The following is a 21,714-nucleotide window of genomic DNA, read 5'->3' on the forward strand; positions in this document are numbered from 1 at the left end:
CTTTAGGATGATTATCAATATTTTTCGATGAGTAATAACTTTGAAAAAACCAAATCCTGCGAAGCTGGGTATTTAACTCACAATTTCGTCCTTTTATTGATAGAGCCTCTCAAATAATGCGTAACACCATCACCGAAACAGTCACAAAAGTGCATCACTGGAATGACACCTTATTCAGCTTTAAAACGACCAGAGCAAGCAGCTTTACCTTCGAAAATGGTCAGTTTGTGATGATTGGCCTAGAGGTAGATGGTCGACCCCTTTTAAGAGCTTACAGCATTGCAAGTGCAAACTATGAAGAAGAGCTAGAGTTTTTCAGCATCAAAGTGCCAGACGGGGCGCTCACGTCGCGTTTACAAAAGATTCAGCCAGGTGATGCACTCACCTTGACAGTTAAAGCAACAGGTACCCTCGTGCCTGGCTATTTAAAGCCCGGCAAACATCTCTATTTGCTTGCCTCAGGCACCGGCCTAGCGCCATTTATGAGCATTATTAAAGACCCTTTTATTTATGACGCCTACGAAAAGGTAGTGTTGGTTCATAGTGTGAGATATGTGTCAGAGCTTGCCTACAAAGACGAAATAGAAAAGATCCTGCCCAATAATGAGTACTTTGGCGACCAAGTGCGCGATAAACTTGTTTACTACCCAACGGTCACCAGAGAAGCGTTTGAGTATCAAAGTGCTAGCGAAGCGGCGAATGATAAGAGCCATCATACACGTATAACCGAGTTGCTAGCGCAAGGGCAATTGAGTCAAGACGTTGGTTTACCCGACATAAACATCGAAGATGACCGCTTTATGATTTGTGGCAATAACGACATGCTCCAAGATTTGATGGACATACTCAACGAAAGAGGCTTTTCTAAAGCTAATTCTCGAAGCTTAGGAGAGTATGTGATTGAGCAAGCGTTTATCGAAAAGTAAAACTCGGTCGTTTTTCTAGTGATTGCCCATGGCCTGAAAGCTTACCCCATATGCATTTATCTGCCATACTTAGTAGCATTGACCCACAAGGTGGTGTTTAAGTGGTGCTAGACAGTCTGCGTCATGTCAAATTGGTTACCACAAAGGGCTAACGTTTATAAAGAGGAAGCATGAGCAAACATATTATTATTACTGGAGGCAGCTCGGGTATTGGCCTTGCTATTGTTAAGCGTTTGCTTAATCAGGGGCACGTAGTTTTTAATTTAGATGTTCAGCAAAGCGCGTTTGGTCAATATATTCCCTGCGATATGACCGACCATGATGCTGTGATTAGCAAAATCAACAGTATTGGCAACGAGCATGGCATAGACGCACTGATATGTAACGCTGGCAAACATTTATCAGCCAATATTGAGCAAACGGATGAAGCCGCTTTTTTAGGCTTGTTTAACCTTAACGTAAAGGGCGCCTTTTCAGCCACACAAGCTTGCTTACCTTTTTTAAAAACGGCAGGGGGAAGTATTGTTTATGTGGCTTCTGACCAAGCCATCATTGGTAAACGAAACTCCTTTGCGTACAACCTTAGCAAGCATGCTTTAGCCTCCATGGCAAAAACCACCGCGCTCGATTATGCAAGCTACAATATTCGCGCTAATGCGCTATGTCCGGGTACGATCGATACGCCGCTCTATCACAATGCCATTGAACGTTACTGTCGTGAATCAGGAGAAGAGGCAAGTGTGGTGCATGAGCAAGAGGCTGCGTCTCAACCTTTAGGGCGAATTGGACAGCCGGACGAGGTGGCGTCTTTTGTGCAATACCTAATAAGTGATGAAGCAAGTTTTATCACCGGTTCTTTGCAGCTAATTGACGGTGGTTATTGCGCACAATGAAAATAGCCAATGGGCGCATTTCTATCGTTGACCCCCACGTGCATTTTATTGACCTGAATGCCGGCGATTATCAGTGGGTTCGTAACGAGCCCGAACATATGCGCGCTCTATTCAGTAACAATGCCTCCCTTGCGCACTTGCAACTAATACCGCCGCTTTACTTAGAGGCTGTTGTGCATATTGAGGCTGGGTTTGACAATCTTCATCCAGCGAATGAGCTTGCCTACATTGAGCAGTGCTATGGCGATGAGGTGCTTAATATTGCCGGCATAAACCTTTTGCTTAATGGGCAAGCATTTGCAGATCATTTAGCGAAGATAATGGCTTACAAAACGGCTGTAGGGCTTAGACATATTATCAATGAAGATATATTGTCGCTTTTAGGCAATGCTACGGTTAAACAGAATTTTATACAGTTGGACCATTACCAAAAGGTCTTCGAGCTACAAGTCAAATTCTCTTTTCACAATCAACGGTGCTTGCAAGATGAGTTAGATGCCATCGTCGCGCTCGTCAAGGCATCGACTTCCACCACCTTTGTGTTAAACCATGCCGGATTTATGCCCTTTAAGGCGGCCGAAGAGACGCAGCAGTGGAAAATGGCGATGCAAACGCTCGGCAAGCTACCAAACATCTATGTTAAATGCTCAGGTTGGGAAATGCTCTCAACAAATTATACGCGTGAACACATCACTACATGCCTTCGCTTTTTACTTGAATGCTTTAACACTCGCGTCATGCTTGCCAGCAACTTTCCTTTGCAACGGTTAGCGATGTCATATAACGATTATTGGCAGATGCTTTATGATATTTCAACGGCGTCAGACTTTGATTTTACAAAGCTGGCAAGTGATACCGCAAAGCACGTGTATGGTTTGAATGAGCGTTAGACGTGTATAGTGATAAAACGCCATTGTGGACACCTTTAGCATGAGCGCATCTAGTAAAGCAAGGCGTATCGACAAGTACCACTTTGCACAGCAATTAGCGCATTATATGCAGCATGGATATGTGGTTTTTCGACAGCTGATGAGTGCCAACGAAATTGCTGCGATTGATAAGCACGTGGAGCGTATCTACAGTGATTGGTATCAACAAAACGAAGCGGATATTTTTACCTACAAAATGGTAAATATGCATTCGTTGACACTCCCTGAGTATTTTGAAGAATGCGTTTCTCAGCGCGTTACGTTTTTTGACCTACTGGCCGGTGACAAATTAGTCCGAGTATTAGATACCCTATTTGGAGAGGGCCTTTACTTCCATAACACCCAACTGTTTTTTAACCCTACCAACCCAGAGCGTCTGCCATATTGGCATCGCGATATGCAATACAGCGACTTAGATGATGCGCAGCTCGCTGCAGAACAAAACAATATGTTGAGTCTACATGTGCGCATTCCTTTGACCGATGAAACCGGAGTTGAACTTATTGGCGGCTCGCACAAGCGGTGGGATACCGAGCTTGAGCGCAATGTAAGATTGCAATTAAATGGCCACACAGACAATGAACCTCTGCCTAATAGTAAACTCATTTCACTGGCGACAGGCGACGTATTGATTTTCAATGCGCAAATGATACATCGAGGTAATTATTCTCAAAACGCATCACGCAAAGCCCTAGATTTGTGTATAGGTAAATACCATCGGCTGACAGCCGGAGCACTAGATAAGCGTGTCTTGCCATCTGAAGAAGAGATGTTGAAGCTAAAGCATAGGTCTTGGTTCCGTTTAGCAGCAAACATAGGTAACACACCGAGCACGTAAATAGGGCATTTTTAAGTTGGTAGTAGAACAATAACCGAGCGTTTATTCAAACACGCTTAAAACCTTATCCACCTCATTATACGAATTGATTATTCCAAACGATAAGCGCACCACGTTCTTTCTAAAGTCGTGTTTTATTTTATGTTGCTGAAAAGCAGATTCGATAGTCGATTTTGCATTGCTTTCCAGTGGTAAGCAAAGTGATCCTGTAAACTCATCTTGTTGGTAGTGAGAAGGAATTATGCCTTGGTAGTTCGCTACAAAACGCTGCATTAACGATACGTTGTGGGCTCTGATGACTTGAGTTCCAACGCTTAGATGCACATTTATTGCCGCCGCTGCCATGCAAAACGGCGCAATGTCGGGTGTGCCGCCCCAAAACTTCAGTGCATTGTTCGCGGCTTTAAAGTGGCGAATGTCGAATTCAAAGGGATTTTCATGACTAAACCACGCCACGTGATCTGGGGCGAGGTCTTCAACTTTATTGCTTGGTACATACAAAAATCCCGCGCCAGGGCCGCCGCTTAGCCACTTAACGCACGAGCCCACGACACAATCGACGGACCATGTTTGTATATCAATGGGAATGATCCCCACTGATTGCGCAATATCAACGGCACATAACACATTATTACGCTGTGCAATTTTGCTGATGTCTTTTACGTTTGAAAGCACACCAGTATTAGAGTGCGCATGGGTAATCAGTGCAGCAAATACCGAGTTTTCGCGTAAAGCTTGCTCCCATGCATCGAGATCATTTGGAGCAAACGACACCAGTTCTAGGGTGAGGGAATAAGTGTCGCATAGTCCCTTTACAGCAAAGCCTAAAGAGGCAAATGCTTCTTCATGCATAATCACGGTGCGGCGTTTACCATCTTTACGGTTTTTTGCGCTAGCGGCTAACCATTGTGAAAATCCAAGCGATACCGAAGGCTGGGGGCATAACTCGCTTTGATTTACGTTTAACAGAACGCTCAATGCCTGAGTAAACGCCTCTATTTGAGAAAGCCACTGTGGCCAGGCATCTCCTGCGCAATGTTGCCAAGGATTGAGATAATGTGCTTTAAGTGCTATCTCAGCGTCTTTGCATAACGGACCCACCGAGTGGGAAAGGGCATAGATACCCTCTGGGCGATGATAATGTTGGGCAAGCGTGCTTATCGTCATGATGTAATCAGTCTCAACTCAGTGTGTTATCAAGATTTACCGCTAATAGAAGGTCGCACTTTACCATACGCGCTACCCCAACGATTTGTCATTTCACTGCGAATTTCCCACAATTCGGGGAAGAAGCGTTTGCTCGCGCCTGATTGCAACAGGTCAACAGGGCGACCTTTGAGTGAGTCTGAGCCTAAGCCTATAGAGCGATGAATCAAGAATAGGTGGCGCCAACGAAACAGTTGAAAAAGCTCATCGTATTCAATTAACGCTTCGGCGATAGCATATTTGTCATCATGACAATATTCCTCATCATATATCGACGAGATTGAAATTTTGCCGTTGTCCAAATAGTGCTCATTAAACCCATCCCATAAATCCTTTGGCATTTTTAATAAGGTTCTAAAACCTGGCGACTCTTGCCCGCTGCCATTCCCTAGTTGCAAACGTATTTGCTGATACTCTTTTGGCGACATGGTTTCAAGCACGCTTAGTTGCTCTATCATCATGCGTTGCAGACGATGAACACGATTAAACAGCGTTACCACGCGATGACTCTGTTTTTGCGCCATGTAATCCATGATTTCAGCTAAGGTAAATGCCATAAGCTTCATCCAAAGCTCTTCAGTTTGATGCACAATTTGAAACTGTAGCTCGTCACTCGTGGCTAAGTCATTGAGCGGCTTTTGACAGCTTAATAGCTTATCGCACTGCAAATACACACCATAGTCGAGCATTTCAGGTGACTCAATCATTTTATAATAGGCTTGTTTCTTCGACATTTAAGAATTCCGTTAGCAACACTGGCAACAGAATATCTATTTTTATTCGAAACATTGTTGGCTTTATTTTACGTATTTGGACATAATTCAGAACAACGTTCATATAAAGCATTAAAATACAAAACAAAGGTCTCAACTGCCGTGGATAAAGTCGCACTGAGTAAGCAAGATAAAGCTATTTTAACCCTCATCGAACAAGATGGTCGCATGTCGTTTTCAGCGCTCGCTGAGCGAGTAGGTTTGAGTAAGACACCATGTTGGAATCGCGTGAAAGCCCTGGAGAATAGCGGGCTGATTCATGCTTACAAGGCGCAACTTAATGCAAGCGCATTGGGGCTCGAAATTCGTGCGTTTGTGCACGTGGTGGTGAATTTTGAGCAATCAGAAGCATTTGAGCAAGCGGTGCTAGCGCATAGTCACATTCTCAGATGCGAAGCGGTGACAGGTGATTTTGATTATTTATTAGAAATTGCCGCACAAAACATGCCGCGACTAGACGTACTGCTACGAAAGGAACTATCGAAATTACCAGGTATCGCGCGCTTTAGCACTTCTATCTCAACACGAGAAGTGAAAAATGAACCACACTTTATGCCCTTACTTGAGTAGCGCTTGGCACTAAAGCGTGTACAAAAATAGTCAATTCGACACATTTCGACACACTTTTTTACCGCGTATTACATATCTTTGCTTATATTACGAAGCATGCTGGCCTCAGGGCTAGTATACTAGTGTGTTATAAGGTTACCTACAACATCAGGAACTCCATGAGCAGTAAAGTGAAAACCATTGGCATACCTCTTAGCATTTTGGTGATAGCGATTGCGCTTGCGATCGTGATGGTAAGCATGCGACCGGCGCCCGAAAAGAAAGAAGTCGAAGTTCCTAAGTTTTTAGTGGATGCTGCGCCAATAGAGTTTAATAACGTAGAGTTTCTAGTATATGCACAAGGGGCCGTTCAGCCAAAAAATCAAACCATGCTGAGCACGCAGGTCAGCGGCAGAGTGATGAAAGTGGCTGATAACTTCGTTGAAGGTGGCTTTTTTAAAAAAGGCGATGTGCTCGTTGAGCTAGAGCGGGTCGATTATGAGACCGACTTGCTTCTCGCTGAGGCGGAACTTGCTCGGGCTCTAGCGGCGCTTGAAGAAGAAGAAGCGCGAGGTAGAGTTGCACAAAAAGAGTGGAGTTCAATTAAATCTGGCACAGCGCCTGAGTTAGGGCTGCGAAAGCCACAGCTGGCGCGTGAGCAAGCGAACCTTAAAGGTGCTCAAGCCAACCTAGAAAGAGCAAAGCGTAACCTAGCGCGCACGCAAATCAAAGCCCCTTACGATGGTTTAGTCAGAAGCCGCAGCGTTGATATCGGTCAGTTTCTTCCTTTAGGTTCACAGGTCGGTGAGGTGTTTTCGACAGACGTAGCAGAGGTTCGTCTACCGCTTACAGATGATGATGTGATGTTTATTGGGGATATCCGCGAAACGCAACCGTTGGTGACGTTGTCGGCAGATGTAGCTGGAAAACGTCAGTTTTGGCAGGGCCGTTTAGTCAGAGACGAGGCTGTTCTCGATGAAGCCCGCCGCGTTATTTATGGCGTGGTTGAAGTCATCGATCCATACGGTTTAAGCGAGAACAATCGTAACTTTACTCCGCTTAAGTTTGGGCGCTTTGTGAGTGCTGAAATCGCTGGGGTGCAAGCCGACAATATTATAAAATTGCCGCGTTTTGTATTGCGCTTAGACGGCACGATTTTAACGGTCAACCCAAATTCTACAATTTCTATCAATGATGTCGAGGTGGTTCGTACCGATGAGGACTTTGTTTACATCGGTGGTGGGCTCGCGCCTGATCATAAAGTTGTGCTTAGCGCGGTATCGTCTCCATACGAGGGAATGCCGGTAAGAATGATTGAAAACCCTCCTAAGGTTGATGATAAGCAAAGTGAGGTTTCGCTATGAGTGAAGAGCATATAGACACTCAATCAGGGATTATTGCTTGGTTTGCACGCAACAGTGTGGCCGCAAACTTACTGATGTTTTCGATTATATTCGGCGGTATTTTTGGTATCTATCAGGTACAAAAGCAGGTGTTCCCTCAGTTTGTCATAAACCAAATTGTGGTTTCTGTTCCATATTTAGGGGCTGCGCCTCAAGAAGTGGAAGAGGGTGTGGTTGTTAAAATCGAGGAGGCAGTTAAAAACCTCGAAGGTATCAAGAAAATGACGTCTACCTCCCGCGAAGGGGCTGGTACGGTCAGGATTGAAGTGGAAGATGGTTACGATGTGCAAGAGCTTCTTGATGAAGTTAACGCCCAAGTAGATGCTATCCCAACGTTTCCTGCAAATACAGAAAAGCCGTTGGTAAGGCGTGTCAAGTTTCCACAAGATGTGCTGTGGGTATCGGTGTATGGTGATGTTAGTGAACGTGCACTTAAAGACATTACACGCTCCATGCGAGATGAAATGGCGAATCTGCCTGGGGTATCTGATGTAACCATGGTGGGCGTTCGCGACTATGAAGTCTCGATTGAAATATCTGAAACTGATTTGCAAGCATATAATTTAACCTTCGATGAAGTTGTCGGTGCAATCCGCGCCAGTAGTATCGATATTCCCGGTGGCTCTATCAAGAGTGAAAACGGCGACATTTTATTAAGAGCAAAAGGACAGGCGTATACTGCTTGGGATTATGCAAGTATTCCGCTAATTAACCAAAGAGATGGCACACGCCTGTTATTAGGCGATATTGCATCCATAAACGATGGTTTTGTAGAAGACAATCAGTTCTCCAAGTTCGATGGAAAAACCGCGATGACCATTCGTGTGCGCGCAATAGGTGACCAAAACGCACTAGAGATTTCTGAACAAATAAATACATATTTGGATGAAAAACGTGCCCAATTGCCACCCAGCGTGAACGCAGATTCTTGGGGCGACAGATCGTTTTATCTTGCCGACCGTTTGAGCATGATGATTGAAAATATGTTGTTTGGTTCTTTCCTGGTATTTTTGGTGCTCTCGCTATTTTTGAAAATCAAACTGGCGTTTTGGGTAATGGTAGGCTTGCCAGTATGCTTCTTAGGCACACTGATGTTGATGCCACTAGAATATTTTGATGTATCCATTAACCTCTTATCGTTGTTTGGTTTCATCTTGGTGCTAGGGATAGTAGTCGACGATGCCATTATTATGGGCGAGTCGGCCTATTCTGAAATGGATAAACACGGGCACAGCGTCGACAACATTATTCGAGGCGTAAAGCGAGTCGCAATGCCCGCTACCTTCGGGGTGTTAACGACAATTGCAGCCTTCTCCCCGCTGTTGATGGTCTCAGGCACTTTCGGAGTGATTTGGAAAACCATTGGTATGGTAGTGATACTTTGCCTCGTGTTCTCGTTAATTGAATCAAAACTGATCCTGCCGGCGCATTTAGCCCACATGAAAGTGAAGCCATACGATCCGAATACCGCAAATTGGTTTCAACAAAAGCGTGAAGCATTTAATCATTTATTAAAGCGCTTTGTGGCAAATAAGTACGTGCCATTTCTAGTCAAGGCTGTGAAATATCGTTACACCACGCTTGTGACGTTTATCGCTATGCTGATCTTAACCATTGGGTTGTTTGCCGGCGGCATCGTTCGCTTTGAGTTCTTTCCTGATGTGCCGTCGGACTTTTTGTCAGCAAACATAGAGATGGAAGCGGGGAGTTCATTAACCCAGCGTGATCAGGTCATCAGGAACATCATGAACGCTGCTATGGAAATGGATGATGAAGTCGCACAGGAAACTGGCGAAGATGCCATTAAGCATATGTTAGCGTTTGATAACGGTACGCTAGCGGGGCAAATTCTGATTGAGTTAACCAAAGGCGAAACTCGCGAACTAACCGACGTTCAGATTCAAGATATTTGGCGGGCTAAACTTCCAGAAATGGCAGGTATTCGTTCGTTGACAATTGGTGGAATGGGCGGTCCTGGCGGAGGCGGCGCAGATTTAGATTTTGAATTTTCATCAAACGATTTACAGGCTTTGCAAAATGTTACTGCCGAGCTTAAGAGCTACCTGCAAGCCTATGATGGGGTGAGTGAGATTAACGATACCTTCAGCGGTGGCAGCGACGAAATTCAACTAGAGGTAAAACCTCAGGCTGAGGCGATTGGAATTTCTTTGGCGCAATTAGCACAACAAGTGCGCTATGGCTTCTTTGGTGCTGAAGCGCAGCGAATTCAGCGCTTTGATGAAGAAGTCAAAGTCATGGTGAGGTACCCACAAGAGCAGCGCAACTCTATTGGTAATCTTGAAAACATGCGTGTTCGTGCTCCAAATGGGGACGATGTGCCGTTTAATCAGGTCGCCAGAATTGAGCTTGCTGAGGGCTATGCCAGTATTATTCGCGTAGATGGGGCTCGTTCAATTACCGTAACGGGTAAAGTCAACAGTGACATGCTTGACACGGGTGTGGTGGTTAGAGAAATAACCACAGACGTGATACCTGAAATCTTATCTCGTTATCCAAATGTTGAGTTTAAGGTGCAAGGGAATACGAGAGAACAGGACGAGGCAACCCTCTCGTTACTGCAAGGCTTTTTGTTTGCGATGCTGGCGATATTTGCGCTTATGGCGATTCCGTTAAAGTCATACTCGCAGCCATTAATTATTATGTCGGTTATTCCATTTGGCATGGTAGGGGCGATTGTTGGACATTTACTGCTTGGTCAAGCGGTAAGCGTGCTGTCGATTTGCGGCATCATTGCCTTGTCGGGAGTGGTCGTGAACGATTCGTTGATCATGGTCGATTTCGTTAACAGGGCGAGAAGAGAAGGGCGCTCACTGATTGACTCAGTCATAAATGCCGGCAGCCAGCGTTTCAGAGCGATAATTTTGACGTCGTTAACGACGTTTATGGGTTTAATGCCAATCGTCTTTGAAAAGAGCCTACAGGCGCAAATTGTAATACCTATGGCAATATCCTTAGCATTCGGTATTCTTTTTGCCACGATAATTACGCTATTACTTGTGCCAGCGCTTTATCTTATCTTAAATGATATTAAAGGCATGTTCACAGGCAAACGCGACGAACTTGGCATAGACAATTACATGCTAGATAAGATTTAAGACGGCTCTATATGCATCCACTTGCTCAAAAATCGGTTCGCCTTGCCCATGGCAATTGCGTTTCCGATGAGCACTAGTATCACGCCTATAACCGCATATATGCTCCACATATATGATTCAAAAAACGTCGAAATAATCAGTGCCACAATAGGGTATACAAGTACGACGTAAGCCGATTTATCAGAGCCTATTTGTTTCAATAACTTCATATATGAGCCAAACGCAAGTACTGAGCCAAACACCGCTAAATATACTAGTGCGTAATAGTAGGATGGGGTTGAGGGCAAGGTAAAGCTCGCACCGCTGAGCCATGCAATGCTCAGCGTACAAATTACGCCGTATGTCATACACCAAAAATTCATTGGGACGACTTCGGTCTTTTTATCTAAAATTAACTCTGAAATGATGTTGCCGATTGACGCTGACAAAAACGAAGCGGTTGCCAGTAATAAGCCTACCGTAATGCCTGCTTTAACCGACATCTGCTCAAATTCAGGCGCAAATATCAAGCCTATCCCAAGTAGCCCCAAAGTTGCGCCGATGACCACTTCTAGCCTAATGGGCTTACCTAAAAATAAACGCCTGAGTACCACGTTAAAGTAAATCACGCTGGAACTAAGTAAGGCTAACAGAGCGCTTATCATGTGCTGTTGAGCGGCGTACAAAAACGAATAATCTAGGGTGTAAAAGAAGATCCCCGCAGCAAGTAAATACTTGTGCAGTGATAGTGGAAGGATTAAAGAAATCCCTTTTACTTTGCACCATAGCGCCAGTAATGCCGCTGCAATCGCAAAACGCAGCCCTACCGATACCATGACCGAGGTTTCACCGGTCTGAAAGGTAATGGCAATCCAAGTAGAACCCCAAATAAGTACGCAGGCACTGAATAAGAACACATTTGAATGAAGCATTTACGGCATCTATCTCGCTAGAGAAAAAGTAAAAAGGCCAGTCATCGACCGGCCTTACCAGATTACTAAAACAGGGTGCTTAGTAGAACGAGATCTTCGCTTCAATACCAATAATACGGGGTTCGTTTACAATCCCCGTTAGGTTATTGAAGTCAATTGCGCCTTTTACGTTATCTTCGTTGGTGATGTTGCGTCCAAACAGTGCAATAGAGTAGCCATCTGCGAAGTTTTCATAACCTATACGCAATCCGCCTTCAAAGTTACTGTCGGTCTGAAACTCTACAGATTCATACAAGAACAAGTTGGTGTCACCTTGGAATGCCCAATCGGTGAAGGCAAACAGTTCACCGTCATCACCTACTGGAATTGAGTAGCGAGCGGTAAAGTTAAAGATAGTTTCTGGCGCTTGAGGGAAGGGATTACCATTCACCGCGGCTAGGCCATTCACAATCGGGTCTAGTACTGTACAGTTCGCGCCACAAGGAGCAACCAATAAGTCAGCGTCTTCAAGCTCGGTATCGTTATAACTGAAGCCTGCTGTGAGTACGAAGTTATCTGAGACCAAGTATTGCGCGTCAATTTCAAACCCCATTGCACTGCCTTTGTCAGCATTGAGCAAAGAGTTGCCATTGTTTGCACCACCAATTGCAGACAGCTGGATATCATCTACTTCGTAGGCAAAAATCGCAGCATTTAAGCGTAATGAGTTGTCGAGTAAGTCAGCTTTGAAACCGGCTTCGATAGAGTTGATGGTTTCTGCATCAGCCACTGAAGGAGCGCCTTCAAACGCAACATCTCTTGCTTGAATAGACTGTGCTCTAAAGCCGTTAGAATAGCGCGCGAATAATGAGACATCATCATTGAGTTTATAGTTAGCGCTTAATTCAAAACTTGCTTGACCGTCATCTACATTAACGGGTGCATAGTCTTGAATAGACGCAGCGCCAATCACTACTGCAAAGCCATTCACATTTTGGTCACCTACAACGAGCGACTTCTCATCGTCGGTGTAGCGAAGACCACCGGTTACAGTCAGCTTATCTGATACTTCATAGGTTGCTTGACCAAACACCGCCCACGTGGTGTTTTCATGAAATACGGTAGTAGCACCAAAGAAACCGTCTGTGCTTGTGATGTCAAACGACGAATCAAAGTAGAATGCTCCTAGCTGCCAAGACAACGCTTCGTCTGTGTCGCTGGCAAAACGAATTTCTTGGGTGAATTGCTCGAGGTTATCTAAGTTATCTTGCGTCACCGCGTCAAAAGGAATGATGCCTGGGCGTGGGTCTGGCGTAAAATCAGCCAAGCTGCCAAATCCACCATCGATGTCGCCTAAGCTAAAGCCTTCTGCTTCTTCATATGCAGTGATAGAAGTGACGGTGACGTCGCCCATGTCGTAATCGACTTTAAACGAGCCGCCAAACCCTTCGTATTCTTGTGGGTTGTTGTCAAAACCGTTGCCGTTTAAGTTGCCGTCGTAAATAACTTCATCGCGTACATAGCTTGCATTTAAATCATTTGAGCCGCGTGTAAATACATTCGCTCTAAATACGGATGCTGTACCGTCTAAATCTCTGCCGTGTAATTTTGCAAGAATAGAGAGGTCATCTGTAGGGGTATAAAGTAACTGACCACGCCACGCAAGCTCTTCAAAACCGCCAATGGCATCGCCTTCTGGTGAGGCAGTATTGTCGATGTAGTCATCGCGATTTTGAGAGAGCACTGAAAAACGACCAGCTAAATCTTCGCCGATACTTCCGCCAACGGCAGCTTCTATGTTGAAGGTGTTGAAGGTTCCGTAAGATGATTTTACGTAAGCATCGAAATCTTCAGAAGGCTTAACTGAGTCAAATTTAATAATACCAGCGGTAGTATTTCGGCCAAACAATGTGCCTTGTGGACCGCGAATGACTTCTACTTGTTGAATGTCAAACAATGGAAAGCTCTTAAGCACAACGTTTTCCATAACCACGTCATCCATGATCACCGATACTGGCTGTGAGGCCGCAAGGTCAAAGTCAGTATTGCCTAGCCCACGAATATAAAAACGCGGTGCAACGCGCCCATTTGAAGTTTCTGCATATAGGCCTGGTACGCGTACAGCTAGCTCTAAGATATCACCACCGCCAGAAAATAAGTTTTCAAACTGCTCGCCGCTAAGCGTGGCAATAGAAATAGGTACTTCCTGAATGCTCTGAGAACGTTTTTGCGCTGTTACTACAATACGTTCTAAACCGCTTTCTTGAGCGGCTTCGGTATTTTCACTAGATGCGTCTTGCGCATGCGCAGACATTGCGCAAGCCAAAGAGACGGCTAGCGCAAGGGAGGTTTGCTTAAAGCTTTTCATGTGTTGTATTTTCCAAGGTTGGTGAATGTGTTTTTACGCGCGCAGAGTATAGCAAACAAGGTAATCAAAATCTGCTAAAAATCGAAATCTCGGTGAAACTTTGTACGATATTGCACCGGCGTTAGTCCCGTTTGTTTTTTAAACAGTTTGGCAAACGAAGCGCTGTCTTCGTAACCGACTTCGTTGGCCAGTTGTTGAATGGGGATTTGTCGACTTTCAAGAATACGTTTTGCTTGTTCCACCCTAACAGACTGTATGTATTGTATGGGTTTCATGTTGACACTTTGTTGAAATTGGCGATTAAGGGTGCGCGCTGTAGTATTAGCCATGCGCGCTAATTCATTGACCTGAAGAGAATCACGGTAGTTGTCTTCAATATATTCTTGGATTTTTATAATTTGCGGCTGTTGATGCTGCTTTAACAAGCGAAGGTTTGCGTACGCACTTTGATGATTACGGTGCACATCGATCACATGGGCTTTTGCCACTTGATTGGCAGTATCTCGCCCGCAGTATCGCTCAATCAGCATTAAGCATAAGTTATGAAAGGCCATGCCGCCGCCCGCGCAATACACATTGTCACTGTGAGTAATTAACTGGTTAATACGAAGCTCTACTTCAGGAAACATTTTGCCAAACAAATCAGCATAACCCCAATGGGTGGTTGCCACTCGGCCATCCAGCAAGCCAGCTTTGGCTAATAAAAACGCGCCCGAACAGTTGCTAGCAATGTCACAACCAGTTTGGCTTAAACGCACCAAATGTGGGATTAACATAAGGTTACCTTGCAAGGTTTTTTCAACAGAGCCACCGATGGTGGGAATGAGTAAGATATCAGTGGCACTTACATCTTCAAGTGCTTCATTGGCCTGCAGTTGCAAGCGGTTGGTGCATTCAAAGCTACGCTGCTGATACGAAGCAATGGATACTGAAAAGCGCTGTTCAGGTGGTTGTTGGTTAAATCGTTGCCAAGACACTCCAGCAAAGGAAAACATGTCTAACGCTCCGGTGATAGCAGAGGCGAGTGCGCCGTCGAAGCCCACGATGGTTACCTTATATTTTTTAAAATATGGCATGTGCTCTCATCATTCAAAGGCCCCTGTGCGTTAACAGTGAGAAACATCTATTCAGCGCATTAATAGATGTCTTATTTCACCATAAAAGTGGCATAAATGACACTCAAATTTGTTGTGTTAGTTCGTTAACATATACTTCACATTAGGCGTTTTACTTTTCAATGCTGGAGACTTTTATGGCCGCAGATACCCTTATCCATGATATGGAACTACCTTTTCAACTATACGATGTGCTTGATACTGAGTCATTGTGCGAGCATGAGACCTTTGCCGAGCACTCGCGTGAAACCTTTGACGCGGTGATAGAAACAGCAAATAAGATGGCTACTAATCTATTTTTGCCTCACAACCATATTGCCGACAAGCAAGAGCCTACCTTCGATGGTAAAAAAGTCAGCATGATTGACGACGTTAAGGTGGCTTTCGACGCTTTTCGTGAAGCGGGCTTTATTGCAGGGCGCTACAAATTTGAAGACGGTGGTATGCAGCTACCAGAAACGGTCATGACGGCTGTGTCGGGATATTTTATGGCGGCTAACCCGTCTAGTACCGCTTATCCGTTTTTAACTGCCGCGGCGATTAATGTTATCAGCCATTTTGCAAGCGATGAGCTTAAAGCGCAGTTTATGCCCAAAATGCTAACCGGTGACTTTACCGGCACGATGGCATTAACAGAACCACACGCAGGTAGCTCGCTAGCAGACATTAAAACTACAGCTGTAAAACAAGCGGATGGAACGTACCGCGTTAAGGGTTCAAAGATTTATATCTCAGGCGGTGAGCATGAGCTGTCTGATAATATTGTGCATTTGGTGTTGGCTAAGGTGCCGGGTGGTCCTGCTGGCGTAAAAGGAATATCACTATTTGTGGTGCCCAAGTATCGCTTAGACGTTCAGGGTAACCCTGCAGATCGTAACGACGTTCAGCTCGCTGGGCTACTGCACAAATTAGGTTACAGAGGCACAACATCAACCGCGCTCACCTTCGGTGAAAATGACGACTGTCATGGCTATTTAGTGGGTGAAGAGCATTTTGGTCTGCGCTATATGTTTATGATGATGAACGAAGCACGCATTGGCGTTGGCTTTGGTGCCGCCATGATTGGTTATCGTGGGTATCAGTATTCATTAGATTTTGCGAAAGACCGCACCCAAGGCAGAGTTGCTCCGCATACTAAACCAGAAGACCCCGCTGCGCCTATCATTCAACACGGCGACGTCAAACGCATGTTGCTCGCACAAAAAGCCTACACTGAGGGCGGCATTGCACTTTGTTTGTATGGTTCAAACCTCATCGACCGCATTAACACTTGTGGCGATGTCAAAACCAAAGAAGGTTTACAAGAGCTCCTTGATTTACTCACACCGGTGCTCAAAGCATGGCCATCTGAGTATGGCCCAAAAGCCAATGATCTTGGCATACAGGTGCTAGGCGGCTCTGGCTATACCCGTGAATATTACTCTGAGCAGTTCTGGCGCGATAATCGTCTTAACCCCATACATGAGGGCACTAATGGTATTCAGGCATTGGATTTAAGTTTCAGAAAGCTATGGCAAAAAAATGGTTTAGGCCTAACTATCTTGCAGCAAGAAATACAGCGGGATATGGCCAAGATCACAACCCCTGAAGCCGCGGCTTTGGCGAAAAAGCTAGGTGTGTATTTAGCTAAACTGCATGAGCTCTTAACGCATGTTGCCTCAGCCTTACAAAGCGATAAGCAAATGACCCTTTCAGCAAATGCACAGGCATTGATGAATGCATTTGCCACCATTGTTGTGAGTTGGATTTGGATTCGTCAGGCAAGTGTTGCAGAGCCAAAAATTGCCACAAGTGACAGCGATTCAGCAGCAAACTTTTATCGCGGTAAGGTGCAGGCGGCAAAATACTTTATCGATTGGGAATTGCCCAGCATAGAGCGCGATTTACAAGTTCTACATAGCAATAACGATGTATGCGCAAGCATGCAAACAGACTGGTTTTAAGAGGCACAACACATGAACAAACAATGGAAATTAAAAGCACGCCCAGTAGGCGAGCCAACGCGTGAAAATTGGGAATTTGAGGAAAACGATATTCCTACGATTAAAGCCGGCGAAATGTTGGTAAAAGTATTGTACGTATCGTTAGATCCCGCCATGCGTGGTTGGTTAAACGATGCGAAATCTTACATTGAACCAGTGCAAATTGGCGCGGTGATGCGCGCAGGCACTGTTGGGCAAGTTATCGACAGTCAGCTTGACGGCTTTAGCAAAGGGGACTTTGTGGTGGGCTATGATGGTGTGCAGCAATACAGCGTGAGCAATGGCAAGGGTGTTCATAAAGTTGACCCTAAGCTTGCACCTTTATCTTACTACCTCGGTGTGCTGGGCATGCCAGGTATGACCGGCTATTTTGGATTGATTAAATCTGGCGAGCCCAAAAGCGGTGAAACAGTCGTGATTTCTGGCGCCGCTGGGGCAGTGGGTGGCTTAGTCGGCCAAATTGCGAAAATCAAAGGTTGTCGAGTAGTTGGGATTGCTGGCGGAAAAGATAAGTGCCAGTTTCTTATTGACGAATTAGGTTTTGACGCGGCTATCGACTACAAAAATGAAAATGTAAAACAAGCGCTTAAACAGGCCTGCCCAGATGGTGTAGACGTGTTTTTTGATAACGTGGGCGGAGAAATCTTGGATGATGTGCTGACCCGCATTAATTTTAAAGCGCGTATCGTGATTTGTGGCGCCATTAGCCAATACAACAACACAACGCCAGTAAAAGGCCCTTCAAACTACCTGTCTTTGCTCGTTAATCGCGCAAGAATGGAAGGGATTGTTGTGTTTGACAACATAAAAGAATATCCCACTGCTATGCAAGAGATTGGCGGTTGGATTCAAAGTGGTCAGATGAAAGTCAAAGAGCATGTGGTTGACGGTATTGAAACCTTCCCTGAGACACTGATGATGCTGTTTAAGGGTGAAAATTTTGGCAAACTTATTCTTAAAGTAGGAGACGCAGAATGACATATCCGGCAGCAAATGTAGAAGGCAAAGCCATTTTAATTACCGGTGGCGCATCGGGTATTGGTGCCGCTAGTGCACAACTATTAGCTAAACGCGGTGCAAACGTCGTTATTGCTGATTTAGCAGTAGAGGCAGGCGAAAAAATCGCTCAACAAGCCGCCGATGAGGGCTTGAGCATTACCTTTCATAAAGTAGACGTGGCCGACAAAGCATCGGTAGAGGCGTTGTTTGCGTTTACCATGAAGCATTTAGGTAAGCTAGATGTTGCTATTAACAATGCCGGTATTGATCATAAACCCGCGCCATTACACGAGCTAAGCGATGACGATTTTGATCGCAACATCGCCGTCAACCTAAAAGGAGTGTGGCACTGCATGCGCGCTTCTATTCCTTGCATGTTTGCCAACGGTGGACACGTGATTAATGTTGCCTCAGTGGCGGGTTTGCGCTCTACACCGCTTATTTCTGCATACGGTGCATCCAAGCATGGCGTAATTGGTTTAACCAAATCAGCAGCGTTAGAATATGCAAAAGCCAACATACGTTTTAACGCTGTTTGTCCAAGTTTTATCGACACGCCCATGGTGCAAAACACCCTTGCACACATGAATGAGCGTCAACAACAAAGCATTATTAAAGCGAGCCCAATGAAGCGCCTAGGCCGTGTTGAAGAGATTTCTGGGGCTATTGCGTGGTTATGCAGCGACGAAAGTAGCTTTATGAACGGGCACTCGCTGACCTTAGACGGCGGCATGTTAGCTTAAGAGATTGATAAAAGGACAATAACGATGAAAGATTTATTTGATTTAACAGGCAAAATTGCCTTAGTCACTGGCGCTAGCCGTGGTATCGGAGAGTCTATTGCAAGGTTACTTGCGGCAAAAGGCGCGCATGTTGTGGTATCGAGCCGCAAAATAGAAGCATGTGAAGCAGTGGCACAAAGCATCCGTGATAGCGGTGGTAAGGCTTCTGCATTTCCTTGTCATGTTGGCGAGATGGAGCAAATTACCGCCATCTTTGAACATATCAAAAAAGAGTTTGGACGCATTGATATTTTGGTCAATAACGCGGCGGCAAACCCATATTTTGGGCATATCCTCGATACTGATTTAGCCGCGTATGCGAAAACAGTAGATGTAAACGTGCGCGGTTACTTCTTCATGTCGGTTGAGGCTGGCAAAATGATGCGTGAGCAAGGCAGCGGTGTAATTCTCAATACCGCATCGGTAAACGGTGTCACGCCAGGTGATATGCAGGGAATTTATAGCATCACTAAAGCTGCGGTTATCAGCATGACTAAGGCATTTGCCAAAGAGTGTGGTCGCCACAACATTCGTGTCAATGCCTTGCTACCAGGCTTGACCGATACAAAATTTGCTTCAGCGCTTACCACCAATGACACCATCCTAAAAATGGCATTAAAGCAAATACCATTAGGACGCGTAGCTGACCCAGACGAAATGGCGGGCACAGTATTGTACTTAGTGTCGGATGCTTCTAGCTACACCACGGGTGCGTGCGTGGTTGTTGATGGCGGCATGATAGCTTAAAAAAATCAGCGCATGTGGGTGGGTTATCCACATGCGCTGATAACATTGCTAATGGCTTGTTTGTTTTAATTGCTTAAAACTGGTATTGCACCGACAAACCTACATTTCTGCCTGCCCCAGGTATTTTCGCGCCTCTAGGTACTTCGGTTTGTGCAATACGATTAATCCCTGTCAAGTGGTCCTCATAGAATTTATCTAATAAGTTTTCAGCCATCAAGGTTACTGTAAGTTGGTCATTCACTTGATAATCTACCCCAGTGTTAAATACCGTATAACCTGCGGTAGGCGTCTCATTTTGTTGCTCAGCCACCTTGTTTTGCGCTCCTAAACTACGAGCGCTTGCATGCCAGCCCCATTGATTGCGCTGATAATCAAGGCGCACATTAAGGTTCAGAGGCGCAAGTCTATACAAGTCTTGATCAATCGGTGAGGTCTGTTTGCCTCGAACGTATTCGAACGTGCCTTGAACCGACCAGTACTCATTAAGCTGACCAACAAGTCGCCCCTCAATTCCTGCGAGTGTTGCATCAGTATTATTCCATTGAAGTGGTGCTTGGATATTGTTCATCATGGCAATATTGTTTGCTGCCTGACTGGTAGATGGCGTCCCGAGAATATAATCGTCGATGTCGCTGTAAAAGAGGCTGCCGGCCACCACAAGACCATTAGCTTGATACACCAAACCAAGGTCAAGCTTACGCGCGGTTTCTTTATCTAAATCAAGATTGCCGATGTAGTTTCGACCGTCAGCTAATCCTGCTGAAACACCTAACGGAAACCAGCTATATAGCTCACTATAAATGGGAGCTCTTTCTTTGATGGCACCAGAGCCTTGCATAGATAAGTTGTCAGACAAAGGAATGTTGACTTTAAATACCAAATCTAACAAGTTGAACGATTTAGACCGGTCGGCGTTATTAAAGGTGTTTTGTAACGCAGCGACATTTGGGTTCATCATAGCCATGTTAGTGCCAACATCATCAGCACTGCTGCTCACTTGAGAGACCCTGACGCCTGTTTGCCAATCCCAGTTTTGGTATTTGCTCGAATACTGCAAATAAGCTGAGACCCTATCCCTGTTTACATTATTGAAGTTATTGATAAAAAACATTGCGTTACGAGGGTTAGTAATAAACGACTCATGTTTGCGTTTGTATAGCTCAGCGCCTATTTCAAACGTATTATCTGCGACTTCATGTACAAGCTTTGATGTGATCCCCGATGCTTCACTCGATACACTATTTAGCCTAAACATCGCCGGCATTGGTGGAGTTCTAAGTGAATTGTTATCCATGTCATGTTCATTTTGATTACCGAACACTTGAGTGTGTACTTGCCAGTTTTCATTTGCGATAAAACGATGAGAGAGTCGATACCACAGCGCGTCCACAAAATTGATGTCCATCGCTAATGCAGGCGTGCCTGACTCATTAGTGTCCCTTTTGGCAACGGAGACATCTGCGCGGTGTTTGGTATTTTCAAACCCAGCCCTTAGTTTAAGTGCGCCGCGCTCATAAAATGTTGAGGGTACTGTTACACCATTCCCAGCTTCATAGTTGTCGCCTTCTTGAATGTCAGCGCTTGCGCTAAAGTAACGACCATTTGCGGTAGTGAAAACTAAAGCACTGGCAGCTTTATGGTTATTGTTGGTCCACAGAGCATTCACACCGCCTTGGGTTTGCCAAACATCGGACTGGTTTATATCAAATGCGTATTCGTCGATTTCAACTGCTCCACCAAGGGTTTCTGCGCCCACAGATACTGGGGCAATACCTTGGTGCAAGGTTACAGTTTGAAAAACACTACTAATCACGTGAGATAACGGACTATCCATGGCATTAGGGCCTGCACCAGCAATTTCGTTGCCGTCAATATTAATGCGCACGCGATCACCAAAAAGCCCTCGATATTGTAAAACGCCAGAAACGGTTCCGTTTCCATTCACGTTTAGGCCCGGTAATGTTTGTAGCTGAGCACGCATATCTGGCGAACTTGCTTGGTTAAGTTTAATTTCTGAGTTTGAAACAAAAGTATTTATCCTGCCGACAACTTCTATGGATTCGATGTCGGCGTTTTCAGTTGCTATTGCAGTATGAGCCAAGGCTAAGGCGCACGCACTTAAGGCGAAGTGTTGTATTTTTTTCATTATGGTGTCCACAAGACCCTATAAGGGTTAGTTAAAAATATGATGTAGAATG

17 protein-coding genes are annotated in these 21,714 nt (G+C 45.1%); 11 read left to right on the top strand and 6 right to left on the bottom strand.

The window, feature by feature from the left end; translation table 11 throughout:
- Window positions 1-116 precede the first annotated feature (116 nt).
- The 4 genes from KJ365_RS01195 (at window position 117) to KJ365_RS01210 (ending at window position 3,586) form a co-directional block, all read left to right on the top strand.
- Complete coding sequence (locus KJ365_RS01195) at window positions 117-926, top strand: ferredoxin--NADP reductase (protein WP_214449785.1); 810 nt, start codon at window positions 117-119, stop codon at window positions 924-926.
- Window positions 927-1,096: 170 nt separating this feature from the next.
- Window positions 1,097-1,819, top strand: a complete 723-nt coding sequence (locus KJ365_RS01200) for an SDR family NAD(P)-dependent oxidoreductase (protein ID WP_214449786.1) — start codon at window positions 1,097-1,099, stop codon at window positions 1,817-1,819.
- Window positions 1,816-2,709: an amidohydrolase family protein gene (locus KJ365_RS01205; protein ID WP_214449787.1), complete on the top strand. Its 894-nt coding sequence runs from the start codon at window positions 1,816-1,818 to the stop codon at window positions 2,707-2,709. Before KJ365_RS01200 ends, KJ365_RS01205 begins: the two co-directional genes overlap by 4 nt.
- A gap of 40 nt (window positions 2,710-2,749) precedes the next feature.
- On the top strand, window positions 2,750-3,586 hold the full coding sequence (locus KJ365_RS01210; RefSeq protein ID WP_214449788.1) for a phytanoyl-CoA dioxygenase family protein: 837 nt from the start codon (window positions 2,750-2,752) through the stop codon (window positions 3,584-3,586).
- Between the two features lie 42 nt (window positions 3,587-3,628).
- On the opposite strand, the gene KJ365_RS01215 is transcribed toward KJ365_RS01210, so the two are convergent.
- Window positions 3,629-4,753: an aminotransferase class V-fold PLP-dependent enzyme gene (locus KJ365_RS01215; protein WP_214449789.1), complete on the bottom strand. Its 1,125-nt coding sequence runs from the start codon at window positions 4,751-4,753 to the stop codon at window positions 3,629-3,631.
- A 29-nt stretch (window positions 4,754-4,782) separates the two neighbouring features.
- Complete coding sequence (locus KJ365_RS01220) at window positions 4,783-5,526, bottom strand: tryptophan 2,3-dioxygenase family protein (RefSeq protein ID WP_250883967.1); 744 nt, start codon at window positions 5,524-5,526, stop codon at window positions 4,783-4,785.
- 141 nt (window positions 5,527-5,667) lie between these two features.
- Here KJ365_RS01220 and KJ365_RS01225 point away from each other — a divergent pair, with 141 nt between their 5' ends.
- The 3 genes from KJ365_RS01225 (at window position 5,668) to KJ365_RS01235 (ending at window position 10,633) form a co-directional block, all read left to right on the top strand.
- Complete coding sequence (locus tag KJ365_RS01225) at window positions 5,668-6,135, top strand: Lrp/AsnC family transcriptional regulator (protein WP_352109289.1); 468 nt, start codon at window positions 5,668-5,670, stop codon at window positions 6,133-6,135.
- 158 nt (window positions 6,136-6,293) lie between these two features.
- On the top strand, window positions 6,294-7,478 hold the full coding sequence (locus KJ365_RS01230; RefSeq protein WP_214449790.1) for an efflux RND transporter periplasmic adaptor subunit: 1,185 nt from the start codon (window positions 6,294-6,296) through the stop codon (window positions 7,476-7,478).
- On the top strand, window positions 7,475-10,633 hold the full coding sequence (locus KJ365_RS01235; RefSeq protein ID WP_214449791.1) for an efflux RND transporter permease subunit: 3,159 nt from the start codon (window positions 7,475-7,477) through the stop codon (window positions 10,631-10,633). The genes KJ365_RS01230 and KJ365_RS01235 overlap by 4 nt, the downstream gene beginning before the upstream one ends.
- Here the strand turns inward: KJ365_RS01235 and KJ365_RS01240 are convergent.
- The 3 genes from KJ365_RS01240 to KJ365_RS01250 form a co-directional block, all read right to left on the bottom strand.
- On the bottom strand, window positions 10,630-11,544 hold the full coding sequence (locus KJ365_RS01240; protein ID WP_214449792.1) for a DMT family transporter: 915 nt from the start codon (window positions 11,542-11,544) through the stop codon (window positions 10,630-10,632). The genes KJ365_RS01235 and KJ365_RS01240 overlap by 4 nt on opposite strands.
- A gap of 79 nt (window positions 11,545-11,623) precedes the next feature.
- A complete protein-coding gene (locus tag KJ365_RS01245) occupies window positions 11,624-13,891 on the bottom strand; it encodes a TonB-dependent receptor (protein WP_214449793.1) in 2,268 nt (755 codons plus the stop codon).
- Window positions 13,892-13,965: 74 nt separating this feature from the next.
- Window positions 13,966-14,967, bottom strand: a complete 1,002-nt coding sequence (locus KJ365_RS01250) for a GlxA family transcriptional regulator (RefSeq protein WP_214449795.1) — start codon at window positions 14,965-14,967, stop codon at window positions 13,966-13,968.
- 176 nt (window positions 14,968-15,143) lie between these two features.
- Here KJ365_RS01250 and KJ365_RS01255 point away from each other — a divergent pair, with 176 nt between their 5' ends.
- Genes KJ365_RS01255 through KJ365_RS01270 form a run of 4 tightly spaced genes read left to right on the top strand, consistent with a single transcriptional unit; the run spans window position 15,144 to window position 19,516 of the window.
- Window positions 15,144-16,949 (top strand): acyl-CoA dehydrogenase, encoded by a 1,806-nt coding sequence (locus KJ365_RS01255; protein ID WP_214449796.1) that lies wholly within the window; start codon window positions 15,144-15,146, stop codon window positions 16,947-16,949.
- A 12-nt stretch (window positions 16,950-16,961) separates the two neighbouring features.
- Entirely contained in the window at window positions 16,962-17,966 is a 1,005-nt protein-coding gene (locus KJ365_RS01260; RefSeq protein ID WP_214449797.1) for an NADP-dependent oxidoreductase, read from the top strand.
- Window positions 17,963-18,730 (top strand): SDR family NAD(P)-dependent oxidoreductase, encoded by a 768-nt coding sequence (locus KJ365_RS01265; RefSeq protein ID WP_214449798.1) that lies wholly within the window; start codon window positions 17,963-17,965, stop codon window positions 18,728-18,730. Before KJ365_RS01260 ends, KJ365_RS01265 begins: the two co-directional genes overlap by 4 nt.
- Before the next feature lie 24 nt (window positions 18,731-18,754).
- Entirely contained in the window at window positions 18,755-19,516 is a 762-nt protein-coding gene (locus KJ365_RS01270) for an SDR family oxidoreductase (protein ID WP_214449799.1), read from the top strand.
- Window positions 19,517-19,589: 73 nt separating this feature from the next.
- Here KJ365_RS01270 and KJ365_RS01275 read toward each other — a convergent pair whose 3' ends face one another.
- Window positions 19,590-21,662, bottom strand: a complete 2,073-nt coding sequence (locus KJ365_RS01275; protein WP_214449800.1) for a TonB-dependent receptor — start codon at window positions 21,660-21,662, stop codon at window positions 19,590-19,592.
- Window positions 21,663-21,714 lie beyond the last annotated feature (52 nt).

The sequence above is a fragment of the Glaciecola sp. XM2 genome (assembly GCF_018595715.1).
Classification (GTDB): domain Bacteria; phylum Pseudomonadota; class Gammaproteobacteria; order Enterobacterales; family Alteromonadaceae; genus Glaciecola.

What these genes read in the sequence shown, in the direction of transcription:
- KJ365_RS01195 (WP_214449785.1), top strand. Translation starts at nt 117, where the DNA reads ATGCGTAACACCATCACCGAAACAGTCACAAAAGTGCATCACTGGAAT.
- KJ365_RS01200 (WP_214449786.1), top strand. Translation starts at nt 1,097, where the DNA reads ATGAGCAAACATATTATTATTACTGGAGGCAGCTCGGGTATTGGCCTT.
- KJ365_RS01205 (WP_214449787.1), top strand. Translation starts at nt 1,816, where the DNA reads ATGAAAATAGCCAATGGGCGCATTTCTATCGTTGACCCCCACGTGCAT.
- KJ365_RS01210 (WP_214449788.1), top strand. Translation starts at nt 2,750, where the DNA reads ATGAGCGCATCTAGTAAAGCAAGGCGTATCGACAAGTACCACTTTGCA.
- KJ365_RS01215 (WP_214449789.1), bottom strand. Translation starts at nt 4,753, where the DNA reads ATGACGATAAGCACGCTTGCCCAACATTATCATCGCCCAGAGGGTATC.
- KJ365_RS01220 (WP_250883967.1), bottom strand. Translation starts at nt 5,526, where the DNA reads ATGTCGAAGAAACAAGCCTATTATAAAATGATTGAGTCACCTGAAATG.
- KJ365_RS01230 (WP_214449790.1), top strand. Translation starts at nt 6,294, where the DNA reads ATGAGCAGTAAAGTGAAAACCATTGGCATACCTCTTAGCATTTTGGTG.
- KJ365_RS01235 (WP_214449791.1), top strand. Translation starts at nt 7,475, where the DNA reads ATGAGTGAAGAGCATATAGACACTCAATCAGGGATTATTGCTTGGTTT.
- KJ365_RS01240 (WP_214449792.1), bottom strand. Translation starts at nt 11,544, where the DNA reads ATGCTTCATTCAAATGTGTTCTTATTCAGTGCCTGCGTACTTATTTGG.
- KJ365_RS01245 (WP_214449793.1), bottom strand. Translation starts at nt 13,891, where the DNA reads ATGAAAAGCTTTAAGCAAACCTCCCTTGCGCTAGCCGTCTCTTTGGCT.
- KJ365_RS01250 (WP_214449795.1), bottom strand. Translation starts at nt 14,967, where the DNA reads ATGCCATATTTTAAAAAATATAAGGTAACCATCGTGGGCTTCGACGGC.
- KJ365_RS01255 (WP_214449796.1), top strand. Translation starts at nt 15,144, where the DNA reads ATGGCCGCAGATACCCTTATCCATGATATGGAACTACCTTTTCAACTA.
- KJ365_RS01260 (WP_214449797.1), top strand. Translation starts at nt 16,962, where the DNA reads ATGAACAAACAATGGAAATTAAAAGCACGCCCAGTAGGCGAGCCAACG.
- KJ365_RS01265 (WP_214449798.1), top strand. Translation starts at nt 17,963, where the DNA reads ATGACATATCCGGCAGCAAATGTAGAAGGCAAAGCCATTTTAATTACC.
- KJ365_RS01270 (WP_214449799.1), top strand. Translation starts at nt 18,755, where the DNA reads ATGAAAGATTTATTTGATTTAACAGGCAAAATTGCCTTAGTCACTGGC.
- KJ365_RS01275 (WP_214449800.1), bottom strand. Translation starts at nt 21,662, where the DNA reads ATGAAAAAAATACAACACTTCGCCTTAAGTGCGTGCGCCTTAGCCTTG.